Below are 23975 nucleotides of genomic sequence, written 5' to 3' on the forward strand. Positions count from 1 at the left end.
TGGAAGGGTTGAATCGGGGGGTTAGGCTTTGGCATTGAAACTGAAAACAACTCCCACAAACGCGATTGCGGTGGAGATGAGATAAAACAAAAACGCGATAGCAACGGCTTTTTCGGCATCAATGTTCATAAAAGCAGCGCCCCAAAGGAAAGTCAGTTCGCGAGCACCTGTGCCGCCAATGGTGAGCGGGAGCATGGCCACGACCGACGAAACGAGAAACAGGATGGAGTATTCGAGCCACAGGGCGGACTCTCCCAAGGCCCACACGAGGCCAAGCGTGGCGACCAGCTGGGTCGCCTGCACGAGCAGCGACAGCAAGGAGGTGCGCCCCCAGACGCTGCTCAACGCACCGCCTAATTTTTTGTAAACGAACAAGGAAAATGGCACGCTTGCGCCTAAACCCAGCAGCCCTATCCACCGGTATGGTTGTAGCGCGGCGCTCCCGAACGCGAGCAAAAGGCAGAGCTGGCCCAGCGCCAGCACTCCGCCCACGCGGTCGAGCAGCGTGACGGCAAACAGCCGCTTGAACGGTGCGCCAAAGGCATCCATCAGCAACTTTATTTTGTAGCCGTCGCCGCTGATGCCGCCGGGTAGCAGCAGGTTGTAGTACATGCCCAGCCAATAAAGTCGAAGGTTGCGTGCTTGGGAGAGTTGGATGCCCTCTGTGGCCAGCAGGGCGTTGAAACGTACGGCGCTGACGATTTTGGAAAAAACGAACCACGCAGCAGTCCAGAGCAGCCAACCGGGATGCACTTGGCGCAAGGTGGCGAGCAGCAGTTGTTCATCAATGTTGCGCAACACAAGCCACACGATGACGACAGAAAGCAGTATTTTGACAAGGGTTTTCCAGCTCATCTCTCCATGGCGTCGTGCTCGACCTTTTGTCCATACACTTTCCGCACTTTGTAGGGTTTTTTGTCCTGCGATTCGTAGTAGGTGCGCACCATCATCTCAGAAAGAATGCCGAGCGCGATGAGTTGAAGCCCCGCCATGAAAAGAATAAAGCCCAGCGTGAGCAATGGGCGCCCCCCGATTTCGTGACCCGCTATTTTTTGGAGCAACAACCAAAACAAAATGAGCGAACCCACTGCGAGCGACAACACGCCCCACCCCCCGAACAGGTGCATGGGCTTGTGGCGAAATTTTTTCAAAAATAGGATGAGCTGCAAATCGCTCAACACGCGAATGGTGCGGTTGATGCCATATTTGGATGCGCCGTGCTGACGGGCGTGGTGTCGCACCGGCACCTCGTCCATGCGTGCTCCTTCGAGGTCGGCCAACACGGGGATGAAGCGGTGCAGCTCGCCGTAGATGCCGAGGCTTTTGGCCAAATCGGAGCGAAAGACCTTGAGCGTGCAGCCGTAGTCGTGCAGATATACCCCTGAGGCGCGGCGAATGAGCCAGTTGGCGATTCGGCTCGGAATTTTGCGCAGAAACATACCGTCTTGCCGCTTTTGTCGGATGCCGGCGAGCAGGTCGAGGCGCTCGCGCTCGGCTTTTTCGAGCATGGCAGGGATGTCGGCTGGGTCGTTTTGGAGGTCGCCATCCATAGTGACGAGCCATTCGCCCTCTGCGTATTCGATGCCTGCGGCGAGCGCGGCGCTTTGGCCGTAGTTGCGGCGAAACTCAACGATGCGCAGCCGGGGGTTTTGGATTTTTTTCAGTTCGGTCAGGGTGCCATCGCGCGAGCCGTCATCCACATAGACGATTTCGTAGTCGTAATTTGCCAGAGCGGCTTCAATCTGGCTGACCAATGGAGCAATGTTTTTTTCTTCGTTGTAAACACAAACGATAACGGAAACGTAGCACTTCATGCGTGTGAGGTGTGGCCTAAAAAAGGGCAAAGTTGGGGGAAAACGAGGCAATTATTAGCAGGCGGGGTGAAAACTTAATTTTCCGTGAATAATATTGCCGCTTCAATCAATCAAGAACTCTGTTATGCGACTTCTGACCCGCCTCCAATTATCCCTAATGATGCTGCTCGAGTACTTTATCTGGGGCGCGTGGTTTGTGGCAATGGGCATTTACTTGCCGGCCGTGCTGAAAGCCGATGGTGCCCAAGTGGGCATTGCTTATGGCAACGCATGGTTTGGCGCGCTCGTCTCGCCGTTTTTTATTGGTCTGATTGCCGACCGCTATTTTTCGGCGCAGAAAGTGTTGGGCGTGTTGCATCTGTTGGGGGCTGTGCTGCTTTGGTATTTGGCACAAATCCGCGACATCGCGGTGTTCCCGTGGGTGCTGCTGGCTTATTCCTGCCTCTATATGCCGACGGTGGCGCTCACCAATTCGGTGGCTATGGGGCATACGGACAACCCCGAACGCGATTTTCCCACGTTGCGCGTGTTGGGCACCATTGGCTGGATAGTGGCGGGCATCGCCGTCAACAGTCGTTCCTCCACGGATTTTATTTTTGTCTTGCCTGCGATATTGTCTGCTGTGTTGGGCGTTTTCAGTTTTTTCTTGCCCGACACACCGCCCAAGGGTCAGGTCGCTGGTGGCAGCGTCCGTCAGGTCATAGGGTTGGATGCGCTGGCGCTTCTCAAAGACCGCTCCTACGCCACCTTCTTTATCGGCGCTATTTTGCTCTGCGTTCCTTTGTCTTTTTATTACGCTTTCACGGGCGATTTTCTGACGGCTTCCGGGGTGCAAAACGTGACCTCGGTGATGGGCTTGTTGGGGCAAGGCTCTGAGGTGTTGTTCATGCTCTTGCTCCCGCTTTTCCTGATGAAGTTGGGTGTTCGCAACATCCTTTTGATTGCCATTGTGGCTTGGGTGGGGCGTTATTTGTTGCTCAGCATAGGGGGGGCATCGCTGCATTGGCCGCTTTATATGGCGGTGCTGCTGCACGGGATTTGCTACGATTTCTTTTTCGTGACGGGTTTCATCTACTCTGACCAAAAGGCGGGCGAGCAGTACAAAAGTTCTGCGCAAGGGTTGTTTACTATTGCCACTTATGGTGTGGGCATGACGTTCGGCTCTTATTTGGGCGGAGCGGTGGCCGATATGTTTACAGCTGATGGGGTGCGTGATTGGTCTGGGTTGTGGTTGGTGCCAGCGGGCATTGCGGCGAGCATATTGGTACTGTTTGTCTTGACGTTTAGAGAAAGAAAAAAAATCTCATAGATTTGTAGCGTCTCACACTACTCTTATTTCTCAACCATCTTTCTTTTATGCTCAGCCATCGTGTTTTCTCGTCTTTTTTGCTGGCCGGCAGTTTCCTGTTTGTTGTCGTTGGTCCTTCCCAATTGTTGGCACAAAACTCAATCAACTCGCTTGACAAGGCTACGCCCAATTTCGTCAAATCACCGGGCATTGATATTAAGGGCGAGACGGACATTTGCCAAGGCACCGAGACTATCCTTGAGGTGGATGGCGGCGAGTTTGAGAGCTACGAATGGAGCGACGGCAGCAAGGAGCGTTTCATCAAAGTGAAAGAAGCGGGTATCTACCACGTCACGGTGAAGACCAAAGGCGGCTGCACGTTCTCCGCTTCTGTCAATGTGCGCGTGAGGCCATGTGCGTGAAAGCCGGCTCCCCTTTTCGGTCAAACCTTCAAACAAACAAATCCCCAATTCCTCCAAATCACCTCCTTCTTCTCAATTCGTATTCATACACCGCCCTTCCAAGTTTTGCCAGAAAGGGAAGCCCGACTGTGTCGTAGTCGTACTGGTCGTCGTTGAAAATGCCATCCGAATTGCACAACAACGTGGCCGCGAGTATGAACTCTACCATGTTGGCCGAGTCCACGATGTAGGCCACATCGGTCAGAGTGCCGTAGGCGATACCGACCTTGTTGAAGACCCGAATGTTGGGGTGTTGCGCTGGTGTCCATTGCGCGTTTTGGTCTCCAAAGAGAAAGAATTTGACGTAGCCGTCGTGGTAGGTGGCGGCGTCGTATTGCGGGAAGTCGCACTCGCGTGGGTAGATGCTCATGTAGTGCCGCAAAAAGCGGTAATCATCGTCCGTCAGGGAAAAGCGATGTTGCGCGGGCGTTGCTTCTGGGAACAACACCGCTCGAAGCATTTTTTCCATGTCGGTGAGGGCAAACCAATTTTTGAGCTTCATGTCGAAAGGCTCCTGCACGAGGCTGTCGGCGGTGTCGTACCAGCCTTTTCCCTTGCGTGTGTCGCGTTGCGGGTTTTCCCATGTCTCCTCGTCATGTTTTTCGTCTTCCCTGAAAATATCGCCCGAAGCGTCGTAGAAGGTGATGGGGCTGGCGTGTCGGTTGTCGCGTTGCGGGTAGTTGAAGCGATGGAGGATGCCTGTGCGGGTGTAGCCTTTTTCGCGCAATTGGCGGTTGATGTATTCTCTGCCCAGGAATTCAAAGAGGTGGTTGTAGGCAAGGTTGTCGCTTGTCACAAAAATCTGCCGGATGTCGTGGGCGATAGAGGGTTTGCCGTTCGGGGCGGTTGGCGCGTGGGTTAGGCTTTGTTGAAAAGGGCGCAGGGAATCGAGTCGGTAGGGGGTGTCGCGGTGAAGACGGGGGTAGCCGCTGCGCCTCAGATGGTTGATTTTTTCGAGTGCCAGCAACGCGACTGGCATCTTGACGGTGCTGGCGGGGTAGAAATATCGAGTGCTGTCTGTGTTGTGGTGGAAGGTGGTGAACATGGGCACGCCCTTGTGGTCGCGGTCAATTTGGGTGTAAATGATTTGCAGCTCAAAGTCTGACGGGTTTTTCAACACTTGGCTGGCGAGCGAGTCTCTATACAGGTCGCTTAATATGGCATCAAGAGGGGAGATCTGTCGAAACGTTTTTTTGCCGGGCAAACAGGCCGTCAGCCCATAAATGCCGAATAGCAGCAGGGTGGTGGCTCTCACGCGAATTATTTTTTTGTGAAATTTTGAAAAAAACACGCTCTGTTACAACCGTATGAAACGGGGTCTTGGAGCGGTTTCTCGAATGATTGTTTGTCGGCACAAAGAAACAGAAGTTGATTGTTGGCATTGCATCCGTCTGCGGCGGGAAGTGGCTGGGCGTGCCAATGCGGCTTAGAAAAAATGCCGGGAGAATTATATTTACCATTGCGCCCTAAAATTATTTCAAACATGGCTGTTTTCGGTTTTTTCACGGTGCATTGGTTTAGCGCCATTTTTGTGCAAACTTTTTTTCACCATCGCTATGCGTCGCACAAGATGTTCACGATGAACAAGTTCTGGGAGCGATTTTTCCACTTCCTGACTTATCTGGCGCAAGGGCCGTCGTATTTGGTGCCACGGGCTTATGCCATCATGCACCGGATGCACCACGCTTTCTCCGACACGGAGCAAGACCCGCATTCGCCCAATTTTTTCAAGGATATTTTTTCCATGATGATGCACACGGCCAGGATATACAATGGTTTGTTGACCAACACGCTCAAAGTGGCCCCGAACTTTTTGGGCAACTATCCCAATTGGCATTTGCTGGATAAGTTCGGCAATTCGTGGACGTCGCGTCTTTTGTGGGCGGCAGGCTACATCGTTTTTTATGCGTTTTTTGCCACTCAGTGGTGGATGTACCTGCTCTTGCCCGTGCATTTTCTCATGGGGCCTGTGCATGGCGCCATCGTCAACTGGTGCGGCCACAAATATGGCTACCGCAACTACAACAACGGCGACCATTCAAAAAACACGCTACCTTTTGATTTGCTGCTCATGGGAGAATTGTTCCAAAACAACCACCACAAACACCCAAACAGTCCCAATTTTGCGGTGAAACGGTGGGAGTTCGACCCGATTTATCCTGTGTTGCGGGTGATGCACGGGGCGAGGATTATCAGATTGAGAAAGGCGAACGGCGTTGGGTTGAGCTAAGCAGGCAGACCCTACTTGCGAAAAAAGCCATCCCAGTCGTTGGGGCGGCCTTTTGTGCAAGCGATGTGCTTTTTCAGTTGTGCACCTCGATGTTGCCTCCTCGGTAAATCACATACCTGGTTTTTATTTTCGACAATTCTTCTTTCGTAGGCTCGCGAATGATGAAAGAGCAACCTGACGAGTGATGGCTTCGCTCAAAAGAGCTGTTTTGCACATTGTTGTTCTCGTCGGTTTCCGTTATTTCCTCGTCGGGGTCTGCTGTGTATGCAAGGTCGTAAATGCCCTCTTGGGTTACCAACGACTCTGACGCGAATTGGACATATTGGCCAGCGGGAATATCGGGGAAAACGACTTTGGAGCCATTGTCTGTGGCGATGGTGTTGCCGGTGCCAATATCCCTGACGGTAGTGTAGGTGCGTGCCGCGGGCTGTCTGGCTGGTTTGGTGCTCAACGATGATGTGCTGTTGGTTGACCTGTTGGCAAGGTAGCGATTGCTTACGATGACAGAGCCGGGCACGACATGCCACGGTATGCCGAAGCAATCAAAAAAACCTCTTTCATTGTGGCGCCAGTAGAGCAGCACAAACTCGGGGTATCCATTGAATGGGAATTGGAGGTTGCGTACCCAATACAAGCTTCTCACATCAAGATACTCGGTGGTGCCCGCGCATGGATTCCAAATTTGTTGATAATCGAGAAATGTAAGGTCGGGGTCGTTTTCCTCCTCGCAGCCAGTAAAAAGGGCAAGGGAACAAAGCAGAGACAAAGAAACGATATGCTTCCTCATATCAAATTGGTGTTTTAAAAAAGTGGAATAATGGAATGGCACGGCTAGCGGGGCTGGTGGTCATTTAACCTCAACGACGGGTTTGCCTTCGATTTGAGTGGTGCCGTCGGAGAGGGGAAGCACACGTATCTCGATAGAGGCGTAGTTGTTGGTTTGGCGCATTTGCGCCTTGCGGTCGGTTTTGCAGCCAGCGCATCCCTTGTTGTTGTTCTCATTGCGTTCTCTCACCGAATCTGTGTCGTCGGTGTAGTAGTCAAACCGATAATCCCCTGCTTGCGAGATGGTGATTGAACTTGGCAGCGGGACTGTTCCTCCGGGGTCAACTGCGGGTTGACTTTTGGTTACGCTCTCGATTAACTCCCAGTCGCCGGAAATGCTTTTTCTGAAAATTTCAATCAAGCTCGTCGTGACATTGGCGATATCTGTATCGCAATCGGTGTCCGCTTCATCGTTGCCGATATTTGCCACGACATTGAATACCTCACCGACTGTAACCGTGTGAGGAGATTGAAATGAGCGAATAAGGAGGTCGCAGAGCTCGAGCGCGTCGCAGCATGAGGAAAAGCTGATGGAAAGTACGACGGCAAAAAAAATGGATTTTTTCATGTGAGGGAGATGGCTGGTGACAAAAAGGTTTTGAAAACTGAGCGCAAAAGTGATGCTAGATGCCGTCTCCCAAAATATACCTTTCGCTATACACGGATTTTCCGTATCGCATCAAAACTTTAACATATTCGCCTGCTACATTTTATTTGGTACGCTCTATCTTCGCCCCTGACTAAAATCTTAATCCATTATGCCCGCCCACACACATACTTCGGTTCGAGGGGCTGTTTTTGCACTCCTCTTTTCGCTTCTTTGCTCCCTACCTCAAGCAAACGCGCAGCTGCACGGCAAATGGCAATGCGACACCAAATCTGGCAAGTCGGATGCCTCCACGAGTTACGAAATGCACTGCGATGGCTTTTTGCTTTTCAAGGCAGACCAAACGCTGGAGAGTACCTGCCTCGACGGTTTTTTCCCTACTGGCACCTTTTGGCAAGAGGTTGGCAATCGCCTGATACTAAAAGATACAGACGGCCAAGCGTTTGCGGACTTCGAGATTTTGAAAGTGGATAGCCTCCAGCTGCTGCTTTTTAGAAAGGGCGTGACCTACACTTTCAGAAAGACGATATAGGCACCAATCCAGAGATCTCGGGAGAGTTTGTGCTGACTGGCAGCGAGAAGCCCCCGTTTTGAGGTCAGTCTCGCCGACGCGCTTATTTTTTCAAAAAAAAACTACAGACCTGTAAGCCGGATTCTGTCCCCCGATGAATCGGGGTCTCTGCCATTTATCTGATGCTCGCGGTTGCCCGGAGCATTTGCGCTGCCTACCCCCCTTGCTTTTCCCCGAATGTTCGAGGAAAAATATGCGAGCAACATATCGAACAAGGTGTACATGGCATTTCAACCCGCAAGGTTTATCCCCCGCGACAGTTGCCTGGCGCGAGCGTGCGCTCTTACCGCACGTTTTCACCTTTACCACGCCTGAGCATGGAAGTTGTTCTCTGTGACCCTATCTATGCCTCCGAGCTTGCTCGGAGACTCCGCCCGTTAGGCGGTGCGGCGCTCTGTGTTGTCCAGACTTTCCTCCCCGCTTTTGAGCGACTCTTAGAACATGGCGAGGTTTTCTGGGAAAACGACATGCCATATCGGAATCCTCTGAAAGCAAAGGCGGCAGAGCGGTCTGTAGTTCTTTCAATGAAAATTGGAAGCAGTTGTTTCTTGGCGTAAACTTTGTTTAGGTACTTTTGCCCGCGCTTTCACGATACTTTAATCCATCCGCGTCGGGCATTTTTCTAAAAAAATCTCCGCCGAAACCGGCAAAAATCCCTGTAAAGTTCCCTTTATGTTGAGACGACTGCTCCTATACTTGGTCGCGCTGGCTCTCCTTTTGGCCGTAGCCATCAGCGCCAGTCAGTGGGACAAAGATACGGCGCTGCTGCAACAGCATGCCGACCAAATTTCCGCTCACTTGGAGGGGCAGGAAGCGGAGGCGTTCGCTTGGGCGAAAGAACACCGTGCGGCCTTGCAAGCCGCCGCTCAGGGTGTGCCCCCAGTCCAATGGGGCGAGCTTCTGGAAGGGCAGCGCTCCAAAAACTACACGATACTGGTTGCGCGGGCTGATTCCATTCTTGCTTGGACGAACAACAGCACGCTACCCACCAACGCCCAACTCAAGCAGATACTTTCCAAAAAGGGTCATTTGCTGCGCCGTTTTCCTGCTGGTTGGTTCGCCGTTCGGCAAGAACCGTTGGGAGAAAACACGCTTGTGGTGCTCCTGCCGATCCGCTATGCCAACAGCTCGGAAGGTGCCGTGGCGGGGCAGATTGTTTTTCCGGCTGGAAAAAACATTTCCCCCAAAATAGAGGTCAGCCCTGAGCCTACGGAGTATGCCGTTCGGGTGGGCGACAAGGATTTTTGCTGGCTCAAGGCGAATGGCGCGGTGTACTCGACGGGACTTCAGTGGGTGAAGTTTGTGTTTTACGGGTTGTTTTTCGTGATTCTGTTCAGTCTTGTCAACCAATTTGCCGTACAGTTGGTGGAGCGTTTTTCCCCAATGGCGGGCGGCGCGCTCTTGCTGTTGGTGGTGGGAGGGGTGTATTGGCTCAATCAAAAGTTCGATTTCACGGGTGAGCAGTTTGGCGGGCTGTCATTTTTTTCTCATCCATTCGAGGTGCCATCGCGCATCGGCAAGTCGCTGGGCGATTGGCTCATCAACATCGGGCTAATGGCGTGGCTCATGGTGTTTTTTCATCAGCATTTTCGCGCGGGCTCATTGGCGCATTTCGCGCTTCCCATTCGCCTTGCGTTGAGCGCGGCGTATTATCTGGCTACTATGATGTGTGTGCTGGTGGGGGTAGAGGTGCTTCGACGGCTGGTGTTCTACTCTGGCATTGAGTTCGATTTCGACAATATACTGTACTCCGACTGGTCGGCGCTTTTGGCTATTGTCGGGGTGATATTGCTCATGGTTGGCTTGTTTTTGTTTAGCCATCGCATGATGAAAACGGTGAAAAGGGTTGGGCTTTCGTTGCCGCTGCGCGGCATCGCGTTGGGCGTGGGCGCGGTGATGCTGTTTGCCATCAGCTCGGCCATGAGTGGCGATATGTTGTTGGCTCCTGTTACGGTGGTGGCATTGGGGGTGCTTTATGGGGCACTGTTCGACACGTTTGCCCATTGGGAGGCGCCTGGGTTTGGGTGGGTAGCCGTGTGGTTGCTTTTGTTTTCGGTTTTCGCTTCTCAGTTGCTTTATCACTACAATTTGCAAAAGGACAGGGACATACGCTTTGCCTATTCTCAAGCATTGGCCGACGACCGCGACTTAGATGTCGTGGAAGCGCAATTGCCTCGTCTATTGGAGGCTTTCAAACGCGATTCCCAACGGCTCAACGTGCTGCTCAAGCCTTGGCCATTCAAGCCGAAGGCGAGCGACCTGCGCAATTATTTCAATGACCTGATTTTTGAAAATCATTACCTGTTTCAGCATTACCGTTTGGATGTTTTTGCGTTCGACCGAGGCGAGGAGCCGATTTTGCTGGAGCAGCCGCAGGGGTATCAACATGCGGTGGAAGAAAATTGGAACCAAGGCAAAACCCTGCCCAACGCGCCCGATATTCGCTACCACACGGATGCTGATGGCAAGTTTCGCTACATGCTGGCGTTGGACTGCCAACGCATGAGCGACCCGACCCAGCCAGCCAAGGTTTATTGTTTTCTCAACCACGAATACCCCACGCCCGCTCGCGTGTATGCGCAATTGTTTTACAATCTGCCCTACAAGAAACTCAAGCGATTGCCGCGCTACGATTTTGCCGTGCTGAAAAGGGGCAAACTCGCGGTGGAGCAAGGCTTGGGCAATGGTCTTGCGCTTTATGCACCCATTGACAATGGCGAGCAACGCGACATTGAGACCGACAACCCGCGTCGTGTTGATGCGGTGTTCAAGAGTGCGGATGGACAGACGATTGCTTCCGTTGGTCGCTCGCGCGGTGGCTGGCACAAGCAGGTTTATTTGTTTTCCATGTTGTTTGCCCTCGCCTCACTATCGTTGTTTGCTTTGGCGGCGGTCAATTCTTGGCTGCATTTTTTGCCTGAGAAATATCAGTTTCAAATCAGCACTCGCGGCTCCCTCGCCAAGCGTATTCAGTATTGGACTGTCACCATCATTGGAATCACTTTTATCGTGTTGGGCGCCATCACTTATCAACATTTTAGGGAAACCTCCAAAAACACCCAAGATGCCAACCTCGACTATCGCGCTGACGCGGTGCTTACCAGCCTAAAAACCCGCCTCGTCGGGGCGGCGGTATCCTCAGATAGCTTGCGACGGATGTTGCCTCTGACTATCTCGGACATTGCTGGCAGCCTTCTGATGGATGCCAATTTGTACGCTTCCACAGGCGACCTTGACTACACCACGCAAGAAGAATTGAGCGGATTGGGCATATTGCCGAGCAAAATGAGCCCCACGGCGTTGCAGATCTTGACCAAAACCAATCAGCCGGAACTGGTAGAGCCTGAAAGAGCCGCTGGTTTTGACTATTTTACGAAATACCTGCCGTTGCGCACTGGACAGAACGAGCTGCTGGGCTTTCTCGGTGTCCCTTATCTGCTGACCGAGGGCAAAGTCGGGCCAGAGGTCTCAGACTTTATCGGTATGCTGGCGAGTTTGTATGTTTTGCTGCTGTTGGTTGCCTTTGTGGTGACTTATTTCCTGTCGCGTTCGATTATTCGCCCGCTGAGCCTTGTTTCGGATAAAATACGCGAGGTAAAACTCAGTCAGGACAAAAACCAGACGCTGGAATATCAAGGCGACGAACAGGATGAGGTGAGCGAGTTGATTGCCGAGTACAACCGAATGGTGGACAAGCTCGAAGCGTCGAAAGTGCAGCTTGTGCGGCTCGAACGCGAGGGCGCTTGGCGCGAAATGGCGCGGCAGGTGGCGCACGACATCAAAAATCCGTTGACCACCATGAAACTTTCCATGCAGCAGCTGGAGCGGGTCTCTTCAAACCCCGAGCAAGCCGCCGCTTATCTGCGCAAGGCCATCACGCGTCTTATCGAACAGATTGATTCGTTGGCGCAAATCGCTTCGGAGTTCTCCATGTTTGCCAACTTGGACATTCGCCAAAAATCGGACGTGGTGCTCAACGATGTCGTGGAAAGCGTCTATGACCTGTTTAGCGAGCAGCGCAACGTATCGCTCGACCTCGCCATACCGCCCGAACGCTATCACATTTTGGGTGACAAAAACCACTTGATCAGGGTGTTCAACAATCTGGTCATCAATGCGATACAAGCGATTCCTTCCGACCGAGAGGGCAAGATACACGTCTCCTTGATTCGACAAAACGGTCATGCTACGGTGAAAATCAGCGACAACGGCGGCGGTATTCCGCCCGAAATCGGCGAGCGTGTGTTTGAGCCTAATTTCACGACCAAAACCTCTGGCAGTGGTCTCGGACTGGCGATTTGCAAAAAAATCATCGAGGCTCACGACGGCAGCATCCGCTTCGAGACGCGGCAAAACGAAGGCACCGACTTTTTCGTGGAAATGCCGATTACCGCTGTCGGTTAAATGCGTTGTATATGGCATCCATTTTTGGCCACATTGCCGCCTCTACCGCCATTGGATATGCTTTTTTCCCAAAACAGGTGCGCCCGGCTGCGCTGTTGTTGACGGGATTCTGTGCTTTCGCGCCCGATTTGGACGTGCTGGCTTTTCGCTTCGGCATTCCGTACGACAGCGAATGGGGGCATCGCGGATGGACGCACTCCGTGTTTTTCGGGACGTTATTTGGCGTGCTGATGGCTGGTTTTTTTTCCCTGCTACATAGTCGCCAACGTTTTGAGTGGGAACTTTTCCTTTGGTGTGTGCTGAGTGCGATTTCTCATCCTCTACTAGATATGCTGACCAATGGCGGGCGTGGCTGTGCCTTATGGTGGCCATTGAGCGCGGAGCGCCTCTTTTTCTCATTTCGGCCCATTCAAGTCTCGCCCATTTCGGTCTGGGACTTCATTGGGCGATGGGGGATAATGGTGTTGCTGAGCGAATTGGTATGGATAGGTGTTCCTTGTTTGTTGTTGGTTGCGTCGGCGCGTTTGGGTAGGCGAAAGTGGCGAAAAGTGCGGTAGCCTTGAAATGGGGAACTATTTTGAAGATAGGATACCCGCTATCTCCTGGGTGCTTAGCCCAAACATCGAAGCCATCTCCTCTACTGAAGAGCCGTTGCGATGCAGCGCCCATATAGCTGTCTCAAGACGCTTTCGTTGTTCCAATATAATTTTTTGGCCCTCTTGCATAGCTTGTTCCTTTTCCAAGATGGTGCGCTCTTTTTCCGAGATGGTGCGCTCTTTTTCCGAGATGGTGCGCTCTTTTTCCGAGATGGTGCGCTCTTTTTCCGAGATGGTGCGTTCCTTTTCTAAGATGATACGCTCTTTTTCTGAAATAAGCCTTTGGTAATCTTTGATTTCTTCGATTAGGTCGTCTTCCGCGTCCATGCTTTGCCGAATGGTTGGGTCGGCTATGGCTTTTTGGAGCCGGCGTAGCAGCGGGCGATAGCGTTCGGGCAATTCGTGCTCGTTTACGGCTATGAAATGCGGGTCGTCGGTGGTGCCGGACTGGTCGAACAGTGCCAACAGTTGCTCCAATTCAGTGCGGCGATGCCCTTTCAGGTACGGTATCTGGATGATGATGCTGTCGTGCGTCAGGCTTTCGATAAACTCTTCCTTTTCACGAATCTGTTCGCCTGTGGCCGCGTCTATGTAGTGGCGATTCACCCGCACGACGGGGGCCTTGGTATGTTCGAGCGTGTGTCCCAAAAAGTAGATGCTGAGAATAGGCAATGCCTTGCGGTACGGGTATTCGGGCGCTGGCTCGCGCACCATGTTTTCCTTGTTGGCGTACTGCTCTCCGAGGTAGCGGCGAAACCGCATGATGTCGCTGGCCAACTTGGCTTTTTGCAGCTCGATGATGACGAGCTCCTGTTCGCCGTTTTCGTCCACGATGCGGGCGCTGAAATCCATGCGAAGCACGGCCAACAGTTCTCCCACCGGGAAATGGTGTTCGGTGGGTCTGAACTCCAGCGAAACGACTTCCCTGCCGATAATCGCCGACAGCAGGAGTTTCGCCACTTTTTCGTCGTTCATCAGATACTTGAAAACGACATCGTAGATGGGATTGGCTATTTCTACCATAGCGGTTTTCAGTTTTTATGCTGCGAAAATACTGCATTTTGGGGTTTGTGCGCATCATCAGAACTTCACCACCAAGTTCCCAATTTTATGTCCGCTTGCCGCATACCGGAAGGCTTCTTGTATATCTTCCAAGGCGTAATGGCGGTCAATCAACGGTTGATATCGGCCTTCTTCCAACAATTTTTTCATGGTTTGCAGGCTGCGCTTGATATTGAAAGGGATTGGGAAAATCACCTTTTTGTTGCTAAAAAAGCGGGTAAACAAGGGCAGAAACAAGTTTTGGGAATATGGTCCCAGTTCGGAGGAAATATAGATGCCGCCGCGTGCCAATATCGGTTTGCACTTGCCGAAGGTGCTTTTACCCACCGCGTCGAACACATAGTGGTATCGCTCGTCGTCGAGGGTAAAATCGCTTTGGAGGTAGTCAATGATTTTGTCGGCGCCTAGGGCGCGTACTCGCTCCATGTGGGGCGTGCCACAAACCGCAGTGACAAACAGACCCCTGTGTTTCAACAATTGCAGTAGCGCGGAACCGATGGCACCCGTCGCGCCGTTGACCAACGCTTTTTGCCCGGCTTCCAATTTTACTTTTTTTAGAAAATTGAGGGCGTAATGCGCTCCTTCCGCACTGGCTACCACTTGTTCGTAACTGATTTTGTCGGGTATGAATTCCATGGCCACCCGCTCCGAAATGGCCGCATATTGGGCGTGGGAAGAAAGGCCGATGTCGTCAAAGCCCCACACCCGGTCGCCCACTTGGTAGGCCTTCACCGCATCGCCGATGGCCACCACCTCGCCGGCAAAGTCTGTGCCCGTCGTAGCGCGCTTCGGTTTCCAGAGGCCGATAAATAGGCGGTACACGAACGGCGTACCGGTCAGCATGGCGCAATCCGTCCGATTGACCGTGGCGGCGTGTATTTTTACTAAAATTTCGCGCGCTCTTGGCGTAGGCATCGGCACTTCTCGAACGCTCAGCGCCTCAGGCGGGCCGTATCGGGGCCGAACGGCGGCCTTCATGCTGCCAGCGGTGTTTGGGTTGTTTTCCATTGTAATGCGTAGATGAAAATGAAAATGGTGGCGGCAATTTCTATTACTGCGAAAAACAGGTAGTACATCGTGAACGTGCCGATGAACAAGGTCAGCACCATGACTACGGTCTTGATGGCTGCGCCGAGCATATTTGCCCAACGATTGGGCTTGGCCGCCAAAATGCGCGATAGCAGCACCATTGCGATGGGGATTTCCATCAGCACGGCAGCGGCAAACAGGAAGGTGGGCGTGAGCTCCAGCCCGTCCACCGTGCCGGTCAGATATTGCCGGAGCAAACGGGCATCCATCAAGCCGATGAGGTCGCAGTAGAGGTAGTTGAGCGTTACGAAAATCCAGAGCGTGGACAGCAGTGCTTTCTTGTCGTTCATGTTTCTTGTTTGCATATTGAGTTGCAAAGAAATGAGCCGTGCCGCTTGGATTTCATTGACTTTGGTTAGGAAAACACACCGTGCCTTTTTCCCGCCATGATTCTTTTGCGAATCCGGCTCAAGGACTCCGGCGTGACGCCGATGTAGCTGGCCAACTGGTATTGCGGCACCCGGTCCAAGAGGTCAGGGCGAGTTTTTAGCAGGTCGAGATATCGCTCTTCGGGGCTGCTGAGCATGAAAGAGGCGAGTTGGTTCTGACTTTTGCCCAGCTCTTCCTCGGTGGCCAAGCGGCATATCAACTCGAATTGTGGGAACTTGGCAAACATCTCGGCCTCGTCTTCGGGTGTCCCATAGGACATTGTTGAATCTTCCACGCAGGATAGGTAAAACTTGGACGGCTGCTTCTTGAAGGTGCCTTCGTAAGGCGTGACGGGTTGCCCTTCCGTGTAAAAGTTGGTGGTCCTCTCCACGCCATCTACCAGGTAATACTGCCGCACACATCCTTTGAGGATAAAATAGCAAAGGCTGGACACTTGCCCCTCCCTGAGCAATAGTGTTCCTTTTTCGAACGTGCGCAGTTTGAGGTTGTCGCGGATGCCTTTGATTTCGGCATCGGTGAGCGATCTGAACTCAGATATGTACTGGACGATGGCATCCATCGGAGTCTCGGTCTGAGGCTTTCTGCTGTAAGAGATTTGGGGTGGGTGCGTCACTGTTTCTATCATCATTTCGTAGAGTGTCTGATATTTTTTGTTTGGGAAAAATAAAGTGGCGACTGCTTCGCAAAAAAACATGAACGACCAAAGACGTGTTGCGAGCCTTTTGGCAAGAACAATCAGGCCGGTTTTTCGACAAAACCACAAAGGCTGCCTTTTAAAGGCTGCATATAACTGGAAAAAAAACAGGCTGCCGGAAATGTTCCGAGCAGCCTGTTTTCACAAATCACAAAGTCTCTGGCAGTCACTCGGCAGTGGAATATGCCTCTATCGGTGGGCAAACGCACACCAAGTTCCGGTCGCCGTAGGCTTGGTCAATCCTGCCCGTCGTTGCCCAAAATTTGAATCCCTGCCGCAAGTAGGGGAGTGGGTAGGCTGCTTTTTCGCGGCTGTATTTATGATGCCAGTCATCGGAGGTGACTTCTTCGGCAGTGTGCGGCGCGTTGTGCAGCACATTGTCCTCGGTCTCGTAATCACCCGACGCGATTTCGTCTATCTCTTTGCGAATAGCCAGCAGCGCGTCGCAAAAGCGGTCGAGCTCGGCCTTGCTTTCGCTTTCCGTCGGCTCAATCATAATCGTGCCTGCCACCGGGAACGACAGCGTGGGCGCGTGAAAGCCATAGTCCATCAGGCGCTTAGCCACGTCTTCGGCGCTGACGACGGTCTTGAATGGCCGCAAATCGAGAATGAACTCATGGGCGCAGCGCCCCATGTCGCCTGCATAAAGGATTTGGTAGGCGCTCTCCAAACGTGCTTTCATGTAGTTGGCGTTCAGGATGGCATATTTCGTGGCATCCGTGACACCTTCCGCGCCGAGCATTCGGATGTAGGCATAAGAAATGAGCAGGATGCTCGCGCTGCCCCAAGGCGCGGCGGAGATGGCCGTCGTGCCTTGTTTGCCACCTGTTTCCCTGAAAACGTGTTTGGGCAAAAACGGGGCGAGGCTTGTGTTGCAGCAAATCGGCCCCATGCCCGGCCCGCCGCCGCCATGCGGGATGGCGAAGGTCTTGTGCAAATTCAGGTGGCACACATCAGCGCCAATGGCCGCGGGGCTGGTAAGACCGACTTGGGCATTCATGTTCGCGCCGTCCATGTAAACCTTGCCACCATATTGGTGGATTATTTGGCAAATTTCGATGATTTCTGCCTCAAACACGCCGTGCGTGGAGGGATATGTCACCATGAGGCAGGCAAGGTTGGCGGCGTGTTGCTCGGCTTTCTTTTTCAAATCTTCCACATCAATGTTGCCGCGTTCGTCGCAGGCCACCACCACCACTTCCATGCCGGCCATCACCGCCGAGGCAGGGTTGGTGCCATGCGCGGAAGAGGGGATGAGCGCCACGTTGCGATGGTCTTGTTTGTTGGCGTGGTGGTAGGCGCGAATGGCCATCAAGCCTGCGTACTCGCCTTGTGCGCCGCTGTTGGGCTGCAAGGAGCAAGCGTCGAAGCCCGTGATTTCGCACAGATATTTTTCCAGTTCGCCGATGATGTGTGTGTAGCCCTTCACTTGCTCGGCGGGCTGGAAGGGGTGCATATTCGCCCAGTTCTCCCAGCTCACCGGGATCATCTCGGTTGCTGCGTTGAGTTTCATGGTGCAGGAGCCGAGCGAAATCATCGAGTGCGTGAGCGAAATGTCGCGGTTTTCCAGCCGCTTGATGTAGCGCATCATGTCGCTCTCGGTGTGGTAGGTGTTGAATACCGGATGGGTGAGGTAGGGGCTTTCGCGCAGAAGACTTTTTGAAATGATGGATGAGGGGTGAGGAGCGATGCGTTTTCTGTCACCTCCAAAAATCTCCACTATGTCATTCAAGTCCTCGTCGGTTGTCGTTTCGTCGAGCGAGATTTGCAGGGCGTTTTTTTCGTAGAAGAAATTGATGCCTGCCGCTTCCGCCTTGTTTTTTATTTCAAACAACTGTTTTTCCGAGAGCTCGATGCGGAGTGTGTCGAAGTAATGCGCGTTCGTTTGTTTGAACCCGGTTTTTTCCAATGCCGCTGAAAGGCTTGTCGCCATTGCATGGGCACGCTGGGCGATGCCGCGAATGCCTGCCGGGCCGTGATAGACGGCGTACATGGCTGCCATGTTGGCCAGCAACGCCTGTGCGGTGCATATATTGGATGTTGCTTTTTCGCGGCGTATGTGCTGTTCGCGGGTCTGGAGTGCCATGCGGAGTGCGCGGTTGCCGTGCTTGTCCACAGAGACGCCGATGATGCGGCCGGGAATCTGGCGTTTGAATTCCTCTGAGCAAGCGAAATAGGCCGCGTGTGGGCCGCCAAAACCCATCGGGACGCCAAAGCGCTGCGTATTGCCCACGGCAACGTCGGCACCCCATTCGCCGGGTGGCTTCAGGAGTGCCAGCGCGAGTATGTCGGCAGCCACGCAGACGAAGGCTCCCAATGCTTTGGACTTTTCCACAAAAGCGCGGTAGTCCTGCACATTTCCTTCTTTGTCAGGATATTGCAGCAAGACACCGAAGGTTTTTTCGGAAAATTGATACGCTTTCCAATCGCCTATTTCGAGTTTGATTCCATGCGGCAAAGCGCGGGTTCGCAACACATCTATTGTTTGCGGAAGCACCTTGTCGGACACGAAGAACTCGTTGGCCTCCTCGCCAGGTTTCGCCCGTTTGTTTTTTTCCGCATAAAACATGTGCATGGCCTCAGCTGCCGCGGTGCCTTCGTCGAGCAGGCTTGCATTGGCGATGGGCATGCCCGTCAAATCGCTCACCATCGTCTGGAAATTGAGCAGGCTTTCGAGGCGGCCTTGCGCTATTTCTGCTTGGTAGGGCGTGTATTGGGTGTACCAGCCGGGGTTGTGAAACACGTTGCGAGCAATGACAGATGGCGTGATGGTGCCGTGGTAGCCCATGCCGATGTAGTTGCGCATCACGCGGTTTTGCAGCGCGGCTTTTTTCAAATCCTGCAAATAGTCGAATTCGGAGAGGGCGGGCGGCAGGTCAAGCGGTTTTTTCAGTCGGATGGCATCGGGCACGGTTTGCCAGATTAGTTCGTCCAACGACTTTACTTTGAGGGTTTTCAACATTTCTTGGGTGTCGGCCTCACTTGGCCCGATATGCCGGCGTACGAAGCGGTCCGGGTGCGGAAATTGACTCATGTCAAATGAGCTAGTGGTGGTTGAGTGAAAAATTGAATGAAGGAGGGTGAAAAACAGCGCGAAGGTAAAAATTGTTTGTTAGCCGCCAGCACTCCTTTTGCGCTTTGGAATGCTTCTGAATTTCGCACTTTTGCGCGGCCATGAAACACTACCCAGCGAAACTTCTTCTTTTCGGCGAACACGTTCTGCTGCTCGGCGCCTCGGCGCTTGCTGTGCCCGTGCCTGCTTTTGGCGGCCATTGGGAGCAGGCAAGCCCTAAGGCCGATGTTCGCGGCTTGCAGATGCGGCTGCTCGAATGGGCGGAGCACGCGTTGTGGGACGAACTGCCGGGCTTGCGCGTCGAGTTGTTTCGGCGCGACTTGCGTCTTGGCCTTTTTTTTCGCTCAAATATCCCCGTTGGTTATGGTTTGGGCAGTTCGGGCGCTTTGTGCGCGGCGGTTTATGACCGTTACTGCAAAGAAAAAACGAGCGACTTGAACGATTTGAAGGCGATTTTTGCCCGAATGGAAAGTTTTTTTCACGGCTCAAGTTCGGGCATTGACCCCTTGGCAAGTTATCTGAACAAACCTCTGCTCATCAGGAACATCGTCGAGGTTGCGCTTGCTGACTTGACCGACTGGAGAGCGGAGCGTCCGGTTGTTTTTTTGCTCGACACGAATTTGCCGCGCCAAACGGGGCCGCTTGTGCAGTGGTTTTTGGAGCAAAATGGGCGGGCTGCTTTTGCCGATAGGCTGAGCGCCGAACTGATGCCCGCCCACGAAGCGATGGTGCGGGCTTGGCTCAATGCGGATTCCGATGGGTTTTGGCCAAACTTGCGGCGCGTTTCCCGCTTTCAGGTTGGGCATCTCGACCGTATAGTGCCCGCGACCATCGAGCGTTTCTGGCGCAAAAACCTCGACAACGAGGATTTTGCGTTGAAAATCTGCGGCGCGGGCGGTGGCGGCTTCGTGCTTGGCTTTGCCAAAAACAGGGATGTGGCGACGCGCTTGGGGAGCGAGTTCAGAATCGTTTTTCCGTTCGAATAAATAACCCCAACCTTCTGGTTGGGGGTGTGAATGTCGCCAACCAGAAGGTTGGCGCTACCGACATGAAATGAAAAAGCGCCTCCATCCGGCTTATTGGGTATTGGGTCTGCTGCTTTTGGTGGCAGTGGGGCGCGATTTTTTGGCCAATGGCCGACCGCTCTATTGTCGTGTGGAAGGCGAGGGGTTTTGGCCGGGCGTGCGCACGATGTGGAAGGGGCCGAATGCTCCCTTTGCTCATCCGGTGTTGGATTCCATTCGGCGCAATGAATTGTGGAAAACCTACCCCTACAAGGCAGCGGTGTTTGCTCCCATTCCCTTTTCGCCGGGTGAAAAAGCGATGCCATATTTTTCCGCGAATGAGTTGCCCGCCCGGCCCGGCACGATTCACCCGCAGTTGTCGTCGCGGTTTCGCCATTGGCTGGGTACCGACCGCGAGGGGCGCGATGTGGCGGCGGCTTTGGTGGCGGGGGCGCGGGTGGCGGTGCTGACAGGACTGACGGCGATGACGATGGCCATGAGCATTGGGCTGTTTTTGGGAGCCTTGGCGGGTTTTTGGGGCGACGACCGCCTTCGGCTTCGACGTGGGACGCTTTGGCTGACGTTGTTGGGGCTTTTGCCTGCGTGGTTCTATGCGTTTGTGGCGCGTCAATATGTGTTGTCAACGGCTGAGGGGACAGGGGAATGGGTGATGAGTGGGGCGATTTTTGTGGGTGTTTTGTTGCTTTTTCGCATTGTGGGGTGGTTGTTAAGCCGGTTCCCATTTTTCGGGCGTGTGGTCACTGTGCCGGCGGATTTGCTGATTATGCGGCTGTCGGAGTTGTTCAATGCGATTCCCAAACTGATATTTCTATTCGTCATGGTGGCGGTATTGCCGCGGGGCAATGAGTCGTTTTGGGTGCTGATTGCGCTTATTGGAGCGATGAGTTGGACGGGGGTGGCGCGTTTTGTGCGGGCAGACCTGTTGCGGGTGCGGGAGTTGGACTATGTGACGGCGGCACGGGGGTTGGGGCTTTCGGAGGCGCGGATATTGTGGCGGCATGCGTTGCCCAATGCGATACGCGCCACCATGATAGCCTTTGCGTTTGGGGTGGCGGGGGCGGTGCTGTTGGAAGCGTCCCTTTCGTTTTTGGGGTTGGGCAGCACTTCCAATGCGTCGTGGGGTGCGTTGCTCAACAATGCTCGCTCCTCCTTGAAGGCGTGGTGGATGGCGTTGCCGTCGGGTCTGGCAATATGTTTGACGGTGTTGGCCTTGAATGCCATCGGAGAGCGATTGAGCGAAAACAAATAAGCGTTTTTTGACCCGATACCAAAGATACTTTGCCTTCCAGTCGGAGGGGCTTCATGGTTGTTTCAACCAAATCTCCTAACCTGTTGTTTCGTGTTGACTATGCGGCGTGATTACCTGATTGTCATTGGTCTTGCCTTGTTGTTTTTCTTTCCCTTTTTGGGAGGGGTGCATCTGTTTGACTGGGACGAAATCAACTTTGCAGAGTGTGCTCGCGAGATGCTTGTGACGGGTGATTGGATTCGTCCACAGATAGATTTCCAGCCTTTTTTTGAAAAGCCGCCCCTCTTTTTTTGGGCACAGGCGCTCTCTATGAAAATGTTTGGGGTGAATGAGTTTGCTGCCCGATTCCCGAATGCGGTTTGCGGATTGGCCACGCTGCTGTTGGTCTATCGCATCGGTTTGCGGCTCCACGACCAAATGTTCGCATGGCTTTGGGTCTTGGCTTGGCTGGGTAGTTTTTTGCCGCATTTTTATTTCCGCAGCGGCATCATTGACCCGTGGTTCAATCTCTTCATTTTTGGCGGCCTCTACGGGTTCATCGAGTTTCGCTGGCAATTTCTGACGGCCCCCAAGCCTGCTTCTTACTGGCAAAAATATCGCTGGCTGCTGCTGGGGGGCTTTTTTCTTGGCATTGCGACCATGACCAAAGGGCCGACTGCCTATTTGATTGTGATGCTGGTCTTGGGGCTTTATTGGGCGCGGTATCGTTTTCGCGGGAAAGGGTATCTGAAGCACCTGCTGTTGTTTTCGGCAGCATCCATGTTGGTGGCTGGGTTGTGGTTTGGGCTGGAAATTGCCTTGCATGGCGCGGATTTCGTGGAGCGATTCATTGCCTATCAGATTCGGCTGTTTTCAACGCCCGACGCTGGCCATGGCGGATTTTGGGGCTATCATGCGGTGGTGTTGCTCATCGGTTGTTTTCCTGTGTCTGTTTTTGCGCTGCCCAATCTCTGGGGCGACCGCCAATCGGAGGATGAGCTGCTCGAATCCGACACGCTCGCCGCCTGCCAGCGCTCCGATTTTGGCACATGGATGCAACTGCTTTTCTGGACGGCGTTCATCCTGTTTAGTCTGGTGCGCACCAAAATCGTGCATTATTCCTCTCTCTGCTATTTCCCGCTAACCTATTTGGGAGCAGCCACGATATGGCGGGCGATTCGGTGGGACGTGCGGCCCAAACTGACGACGGTGTTCCTGCCGCTTGTGGGCGTGCTGTTGGGCTTGGCGGTCATGGCGATTCCGTATTTGGGTAGAAACAACGAGCCGCTCAAGGCAATGTTTGCCGACGACCCTTTTGCGCTGGCGGCATTGGCAGCTGACGTAGAATGGAAAGTGTGGGAAGGGCTGCCGGGGCTGATTTTGGTGGTGGCGACGTTTGTTGGCCTGTATTATTGGCAAAAAAATCGCCCGTGGCTCGCGGCACAGGCGGTGTTTGGGGGCGGGGCGGTTTTCTCGGCGTTGGCGATGTTTTTCATCGTGTGCAACATAGAGGCGCATTCCCAGCGAGCAGCCATCGAATTTTACGAGGAAAAATGCGGGGAGGAGTGCCAGATTGTCCCCGTTGGTTTCAAGACTTACGCGCACTTGTTCTATGCTTGCAAGAAGCCCGGAGCAGATAGCTCCACCATTTATCTGGTGGCAAAAGTGGGCAAGGTGGATAGTCTTGTGCAGTTGAGTGACTATAAGGAGGTTGGCCGGAAAAACGGATTTGTTTTTTTCGAGAAAGTCAAAAAATGATTGAATCCAATTTTTTGGTGGTGGCTTGTTTTTTTTCAAACCTTCGACCTGATTTTTAGCCAAAACCCTTGCCCGTACCTTGAACGCGACCATCCTCATCAGAGAAATCATGGAAATGCTTGGCACCTCGGCCTTTGCCTTTTCGGGGGCTTTGGCGGCCATGCGTCAGCGGCTCGATGTGTTCGGTGTGTTGGTCATCACCTTTGCCACAGCCATCGGGGGCGGCACCATCCGCGACATGATGATTGGCAACACGCCAGTAGCTTGGCTCAAAGACCAGCAAACCATCGCCGTAATCTTTGGGTCGTACTTGCTCACGCTGATTTTTCGACCCTACCTGCGTCATTTTAGCAAGACACTCGCCGTCTTCGACGCGGTGGGTTTGGGTTTTGCGACCATTGTGGGTTTGCAGCGCGGCATCGAGGCCAATCTCAGCCCCACGATTTGTATCACCTTGGGCATGGTGAGCGGGTGTTTTGGTGGAGTCGTCCGCGATGTGCTGCTCAATGAGATACCCCTTGTGTTTCGCAAAGACATTTACGCCTCCGCTTCTTTGCTGGGAGGCGCTTTGTATTTCCTCTTTGCCAGTTGGGATATGTTCAGGCCCTTGGCTGCCACGCTCTCCATGTTGTTCATCATCGGGGTGCGAGTGGCAGTGCTGCGTTATGGGTGGGAATTTCCGGGAATGAAAACACCGGAAGAGTGAGGCCAAATAAAAACTTATTTGCCTGCCATCTGTTCCCTGTTTTCAAAACATAGTTTGGCGAGGCCGTCTTGTTTGCCGCCTATGATGAGTGCCATGCGTCTATGTCTTGGTCATGTGTGGCAGAAAACAAGTGGCACGAGCCGAACATTTGTCA

Annotated in this window: 20 protein-coding genes and 1 other RNA gene; 10 read left to right on the forward strand and 11 right to left on the reverse strand. The window is 53.2% G+C overall.

What is annotated here, in order from left to right:
* Nucleotides 1-21: 21 nt before the first annotated feature.
* Nucleotides 22-855, reverse strand: a complete 834-nt coding sequence (locus KIS77_01515; GenBank protein ID MCW5920992.1) for a flippase-like domain-containing protein — start codon at nucleotides 853-855, stop codon at nucleotides 22-24.
* Nucleotides 852-1814, reverse strand: a complete 963-nt coding sequence (locus KIS77_01520; GenBank protein MCW5920993.1) for a glycosyltransferase family 2 protein — start codon at nucleotides 1812-1814, stop codon at nucleotides 852-854. Before KIS77_01520 ends, KIS77_01515 begins: the two co-directional genes overlap by 4 nt.
* Nucleotides 1815-1938: 124 nt before the next feature.
* Here KIS77_01520 and KIS77_01525 point away from each other — a divergent pair, with 124 nt between their 5' ends.
* A complete protein-coding gene (locus tag KIS77_01525; protein MCW5920994.1) occupies nucleotides 1939-3123 on the forward strand; it encodes an MFS transporter in 1185 nt (394 codons plus the stop codon).
* 47 nt (nucleotides 3124-3170) lie between these two features.
* Nucleotides 3171-3524, forward strand: a complete 354-nt coding sequence (locus tag KIS77_01530; GenBank protein ID MCW5920995.1) for a hypothetical protein — start codon at nucleotides 3171-3173, stop codon at nucleotides 3522-3524.
* A gap of 58 nt (nucleotides 3525-3582) precedes the next feature.
* Here KIS77_01530 and KIS77_01535 read toward each other — a convergent pair whose 3' ends face one another.
* Nucleotides 3583-4818 carry a serine hydrolase gene (locus tag KIS77_01535; protein MCW5920996.1) on the reverse strand — a complete coding sequence of 412 codons (1236 nt, stop codon included), beginning with the start codon at nucleotides 4816-4818 and terminating at the stop codon, nucleotides 3583-3585.
* Nucleotides 4819-5046: 228 nt separating this feature from the next.
* Between KIS77_01535 and KIS77_01540 the strand changes: the two genes are divergently transcribed.
* Nucleotides 5047-5793, forward strand: coding sequence for an acyl-CoA desaturase (locus KIS77_01540; GenBank protein MCW5920997.1), 747 nt, complete (start codon nucleotides 5047-5049; stop codon nucleotides 5791-5793).
* A gap of 73 nt (nucleotides 5794-5866) precedes the next feature.
* Here the strand turns inward: KIS77_01540 and KIS77_01545 are convergent, their stop codons facing one another.
* Nucleotides 5867-6580 (reverse strand): hypothetical protein, encoded by a 714-nt coding sequence (locus KIS77_01545; GenBank protein MCW5920998.1) that lies wholly within the window; start codon nucleotides 6578-6580, stop codon nucleotides 5867-5869.
* A gap of 60 nt (nucleotides 6581-6640) precedes the next feature.
* Nucleotides 6641-7186 carry a hypothetical protein gene (locus tag KIS77_01550; GenBank protein MCW5920999.1) on the reverse strand — a complete coding sequence of 182 codons (546 nt, stop codon included), beginning with the start codon at nucleotides 7184-7186 and terminating at the stop codon, nucleotides 6641-6643.
* 190 nt (nucleotides 7187-7376) lie between these two features.
* Here KIS77_01550 and KIS77_01555 point away from each other — a divergent pair, with 190 nt between their 5' ends.
* Nucleotides 7377-7757 carry a hypothetical protein gene (locus tag KIS77_01555; GenBank protein MCW5921000.1) on the forward strand — a complete coding sequence of 127 codons (381 nt, stop codon included), beginning with the start codon at nucleotides 7377-7379 and terminating at the stop codon, nucleotides 7755-7757.
* Nucleotides 7758-7854: 97 nt separating this feature from the next.
* On the opposite strand, the gene rnpB is transcribed toward KIS77_01555, so the two are convergent.
* An RNA gene (gene rnpB / locus KIS77_01560) (RNase P RNA component class A) lies at nucleotides 7855-8312 on the reverse strand.
* 156 nt (nucleotides 8313-8468) lie between these two features.
* Between rnpB and KIS77_01565 the strand changes: the two genes are divergently transcribed.
* Nucleotides 8469-12200 (forward strand): GHKL domain-containing protein, encoded by a 3732-nt coding sequence (locus KIS77_01565; GenBank protein MCW5921001.1) that lies wholly within the window; start codon nucleotides 8469-8471, stop codon nucleotides 12198-12200.
* A gap of 11 nt (nucleotides 12201-12211) precedes the next feature.
* Entirely contained in the window at nucleotides 12212-12757 is a 546-nt protein-coding gene (locus KIS77_01570) for a metal-dependent hydrolase (GenBank protein ID MCW5921002.1), read from the forward strand.
* Nucleotides 12758-12772: 15 nt separating this feature from the next.
* Here KIS77_01570 and KIS77_01575 read toward each other — a convergent pair whose 3' ends face one another.
* The 5 genes from KIS77_01575 to gcvP all read right to left on the reverse strand — a co-directional run bounded on the left by KIS77_01575 (nucleotide 12773) and on the right by gcvP (nucleotide 19065).
* Nucleotides 12773-13819 carry a hypothetical protein gene (locus KIS77_01575; protein MCW5921003.1) on the reverse strand — a complete coding sequence of 349 codons (1047 nt, stop codon included), beginning with the start codon at nucleotides 13817-13819 and terminating at the stop codon, nucleotides 12773-12775.
* Between the two features lie 57 nt (nucleotides 13820-13876).
* Nucleotides 13877-14836, reverse strand: a complete 960-nt coding sequence (locus KIS77_01580; protein ID MCW5921004.1) for an NAD(P)-dependent alcohol dehydrogenase — start codon at nucleotides 14834-14836, stop codon at nucleotides 13877-13879.
* On the reverse strand, nucleotides 14833-15237 hold the full coding sequence (locus KIS77_01585; GenBank protein ID MCW5921005.1) for a hypothetical protein: 405 nt from the start codon (nucleotides 15235-15237) through the stop codon (nucleotides 14833-14835). Before KIS77_01585 ends, KIS77_01580 begins: the two co-directional genes overlap by 4 nt.
* A gap of 65 nt (nucleotides 15238-15302) precedes the next feature.
* On the reverse strand, nucleotides 15303-16031 hold the full coding sequence (locus tag KIS77_01590; GenBank protein MCW5921006.1) for a Crp/Fnr family transcriptional regulator: 729 nt from the start codon (nucleotides 16029-16031) through the stop codon (nucleotides 15303-15305).
* Nucleotides 16032-16197: 166 nt separating this feature from the next.
* The gene (gcvP, locus tag KIS77_01595) at nucleotides 16198-19065 is read right to left on the reverse strand and encodes an aminomethyl-transferring glycine dehydrogenase (protein ID MCW5921007.1); all 2868 of its coding nucleotides are present in this window, start codon (nucleotides 19063-19065) and stop codon (nucleotides 16198-16200) included.
* Between the two features lie 140 nt (nucleotides 19066-19205).
* Between gcvP and KIS77_01600 the strand changes: the two genes are divergently transcribed.
* The 4 genes from KIS77_01600 to KIS77_01615 all read left to right on the forward strand — a co-directional run bounded on the left by KIS77_01600 (nucleotide 19206) and on the right by KIS77_01615 (nucleotide 23821).
* On the forward strand, nucleotides 19206-20090 hold the full coding sequence (locus KIS77_01600) for a hypothetical protein (protein MCW5921008.1): 885 nt from the start codon (nucleotides 19206-19208) through the stop codon (nucleotides 20088-20090).
* A 67-nt stretch (nucleotides 20091-20157) separates the two neighbouring features.
* A complete protein-coding gene (locus tag KIS77_01605) occupies nucleotides 20158-21378 on the forward strand; it encodes an ABC transporter permease (protein MCW5921009.1) in 1221 nt (406 codons plus the stop codon).
* Between the two features lie 99 nt (nucleotides 21379-21477).
* Nucleotides 21478-23115, forward strand: coding sequence for a glycosyltransferase family 39 protein (locus KIS77_01610; GenBank protein ID MCW5921010.1), 1638 nt, complete (start codon nucleotides 21478-21480; stop codon nucleotides 23113-23115).
* Between the two features lie 79 nt (nucleotides 23116-23194).
* Nucleotides 23195-23821: a trimeric intracellular cation channel family protein gene (locus KIS77_01615; GenBank protein MCW5921011.1), complete on the forward strand. Its 627-nt coding sequence runs from the start codon at nucleotides 23195-23197 to the stop codon at nucleotides 23819-23821.
* The last annotated feature ends 154 nt before the right edge of the window (nucleotides 23822-23975 follow it).

The sequence above is a fragment of the Saprospiraceae bacterium genome (assembly GCA_026129545.1).
Taxonomy (GTDB): Bacteria; Bacteroidota; Bacteroidia; order Chitinophagales; family Saprospiraceae; genus M3007.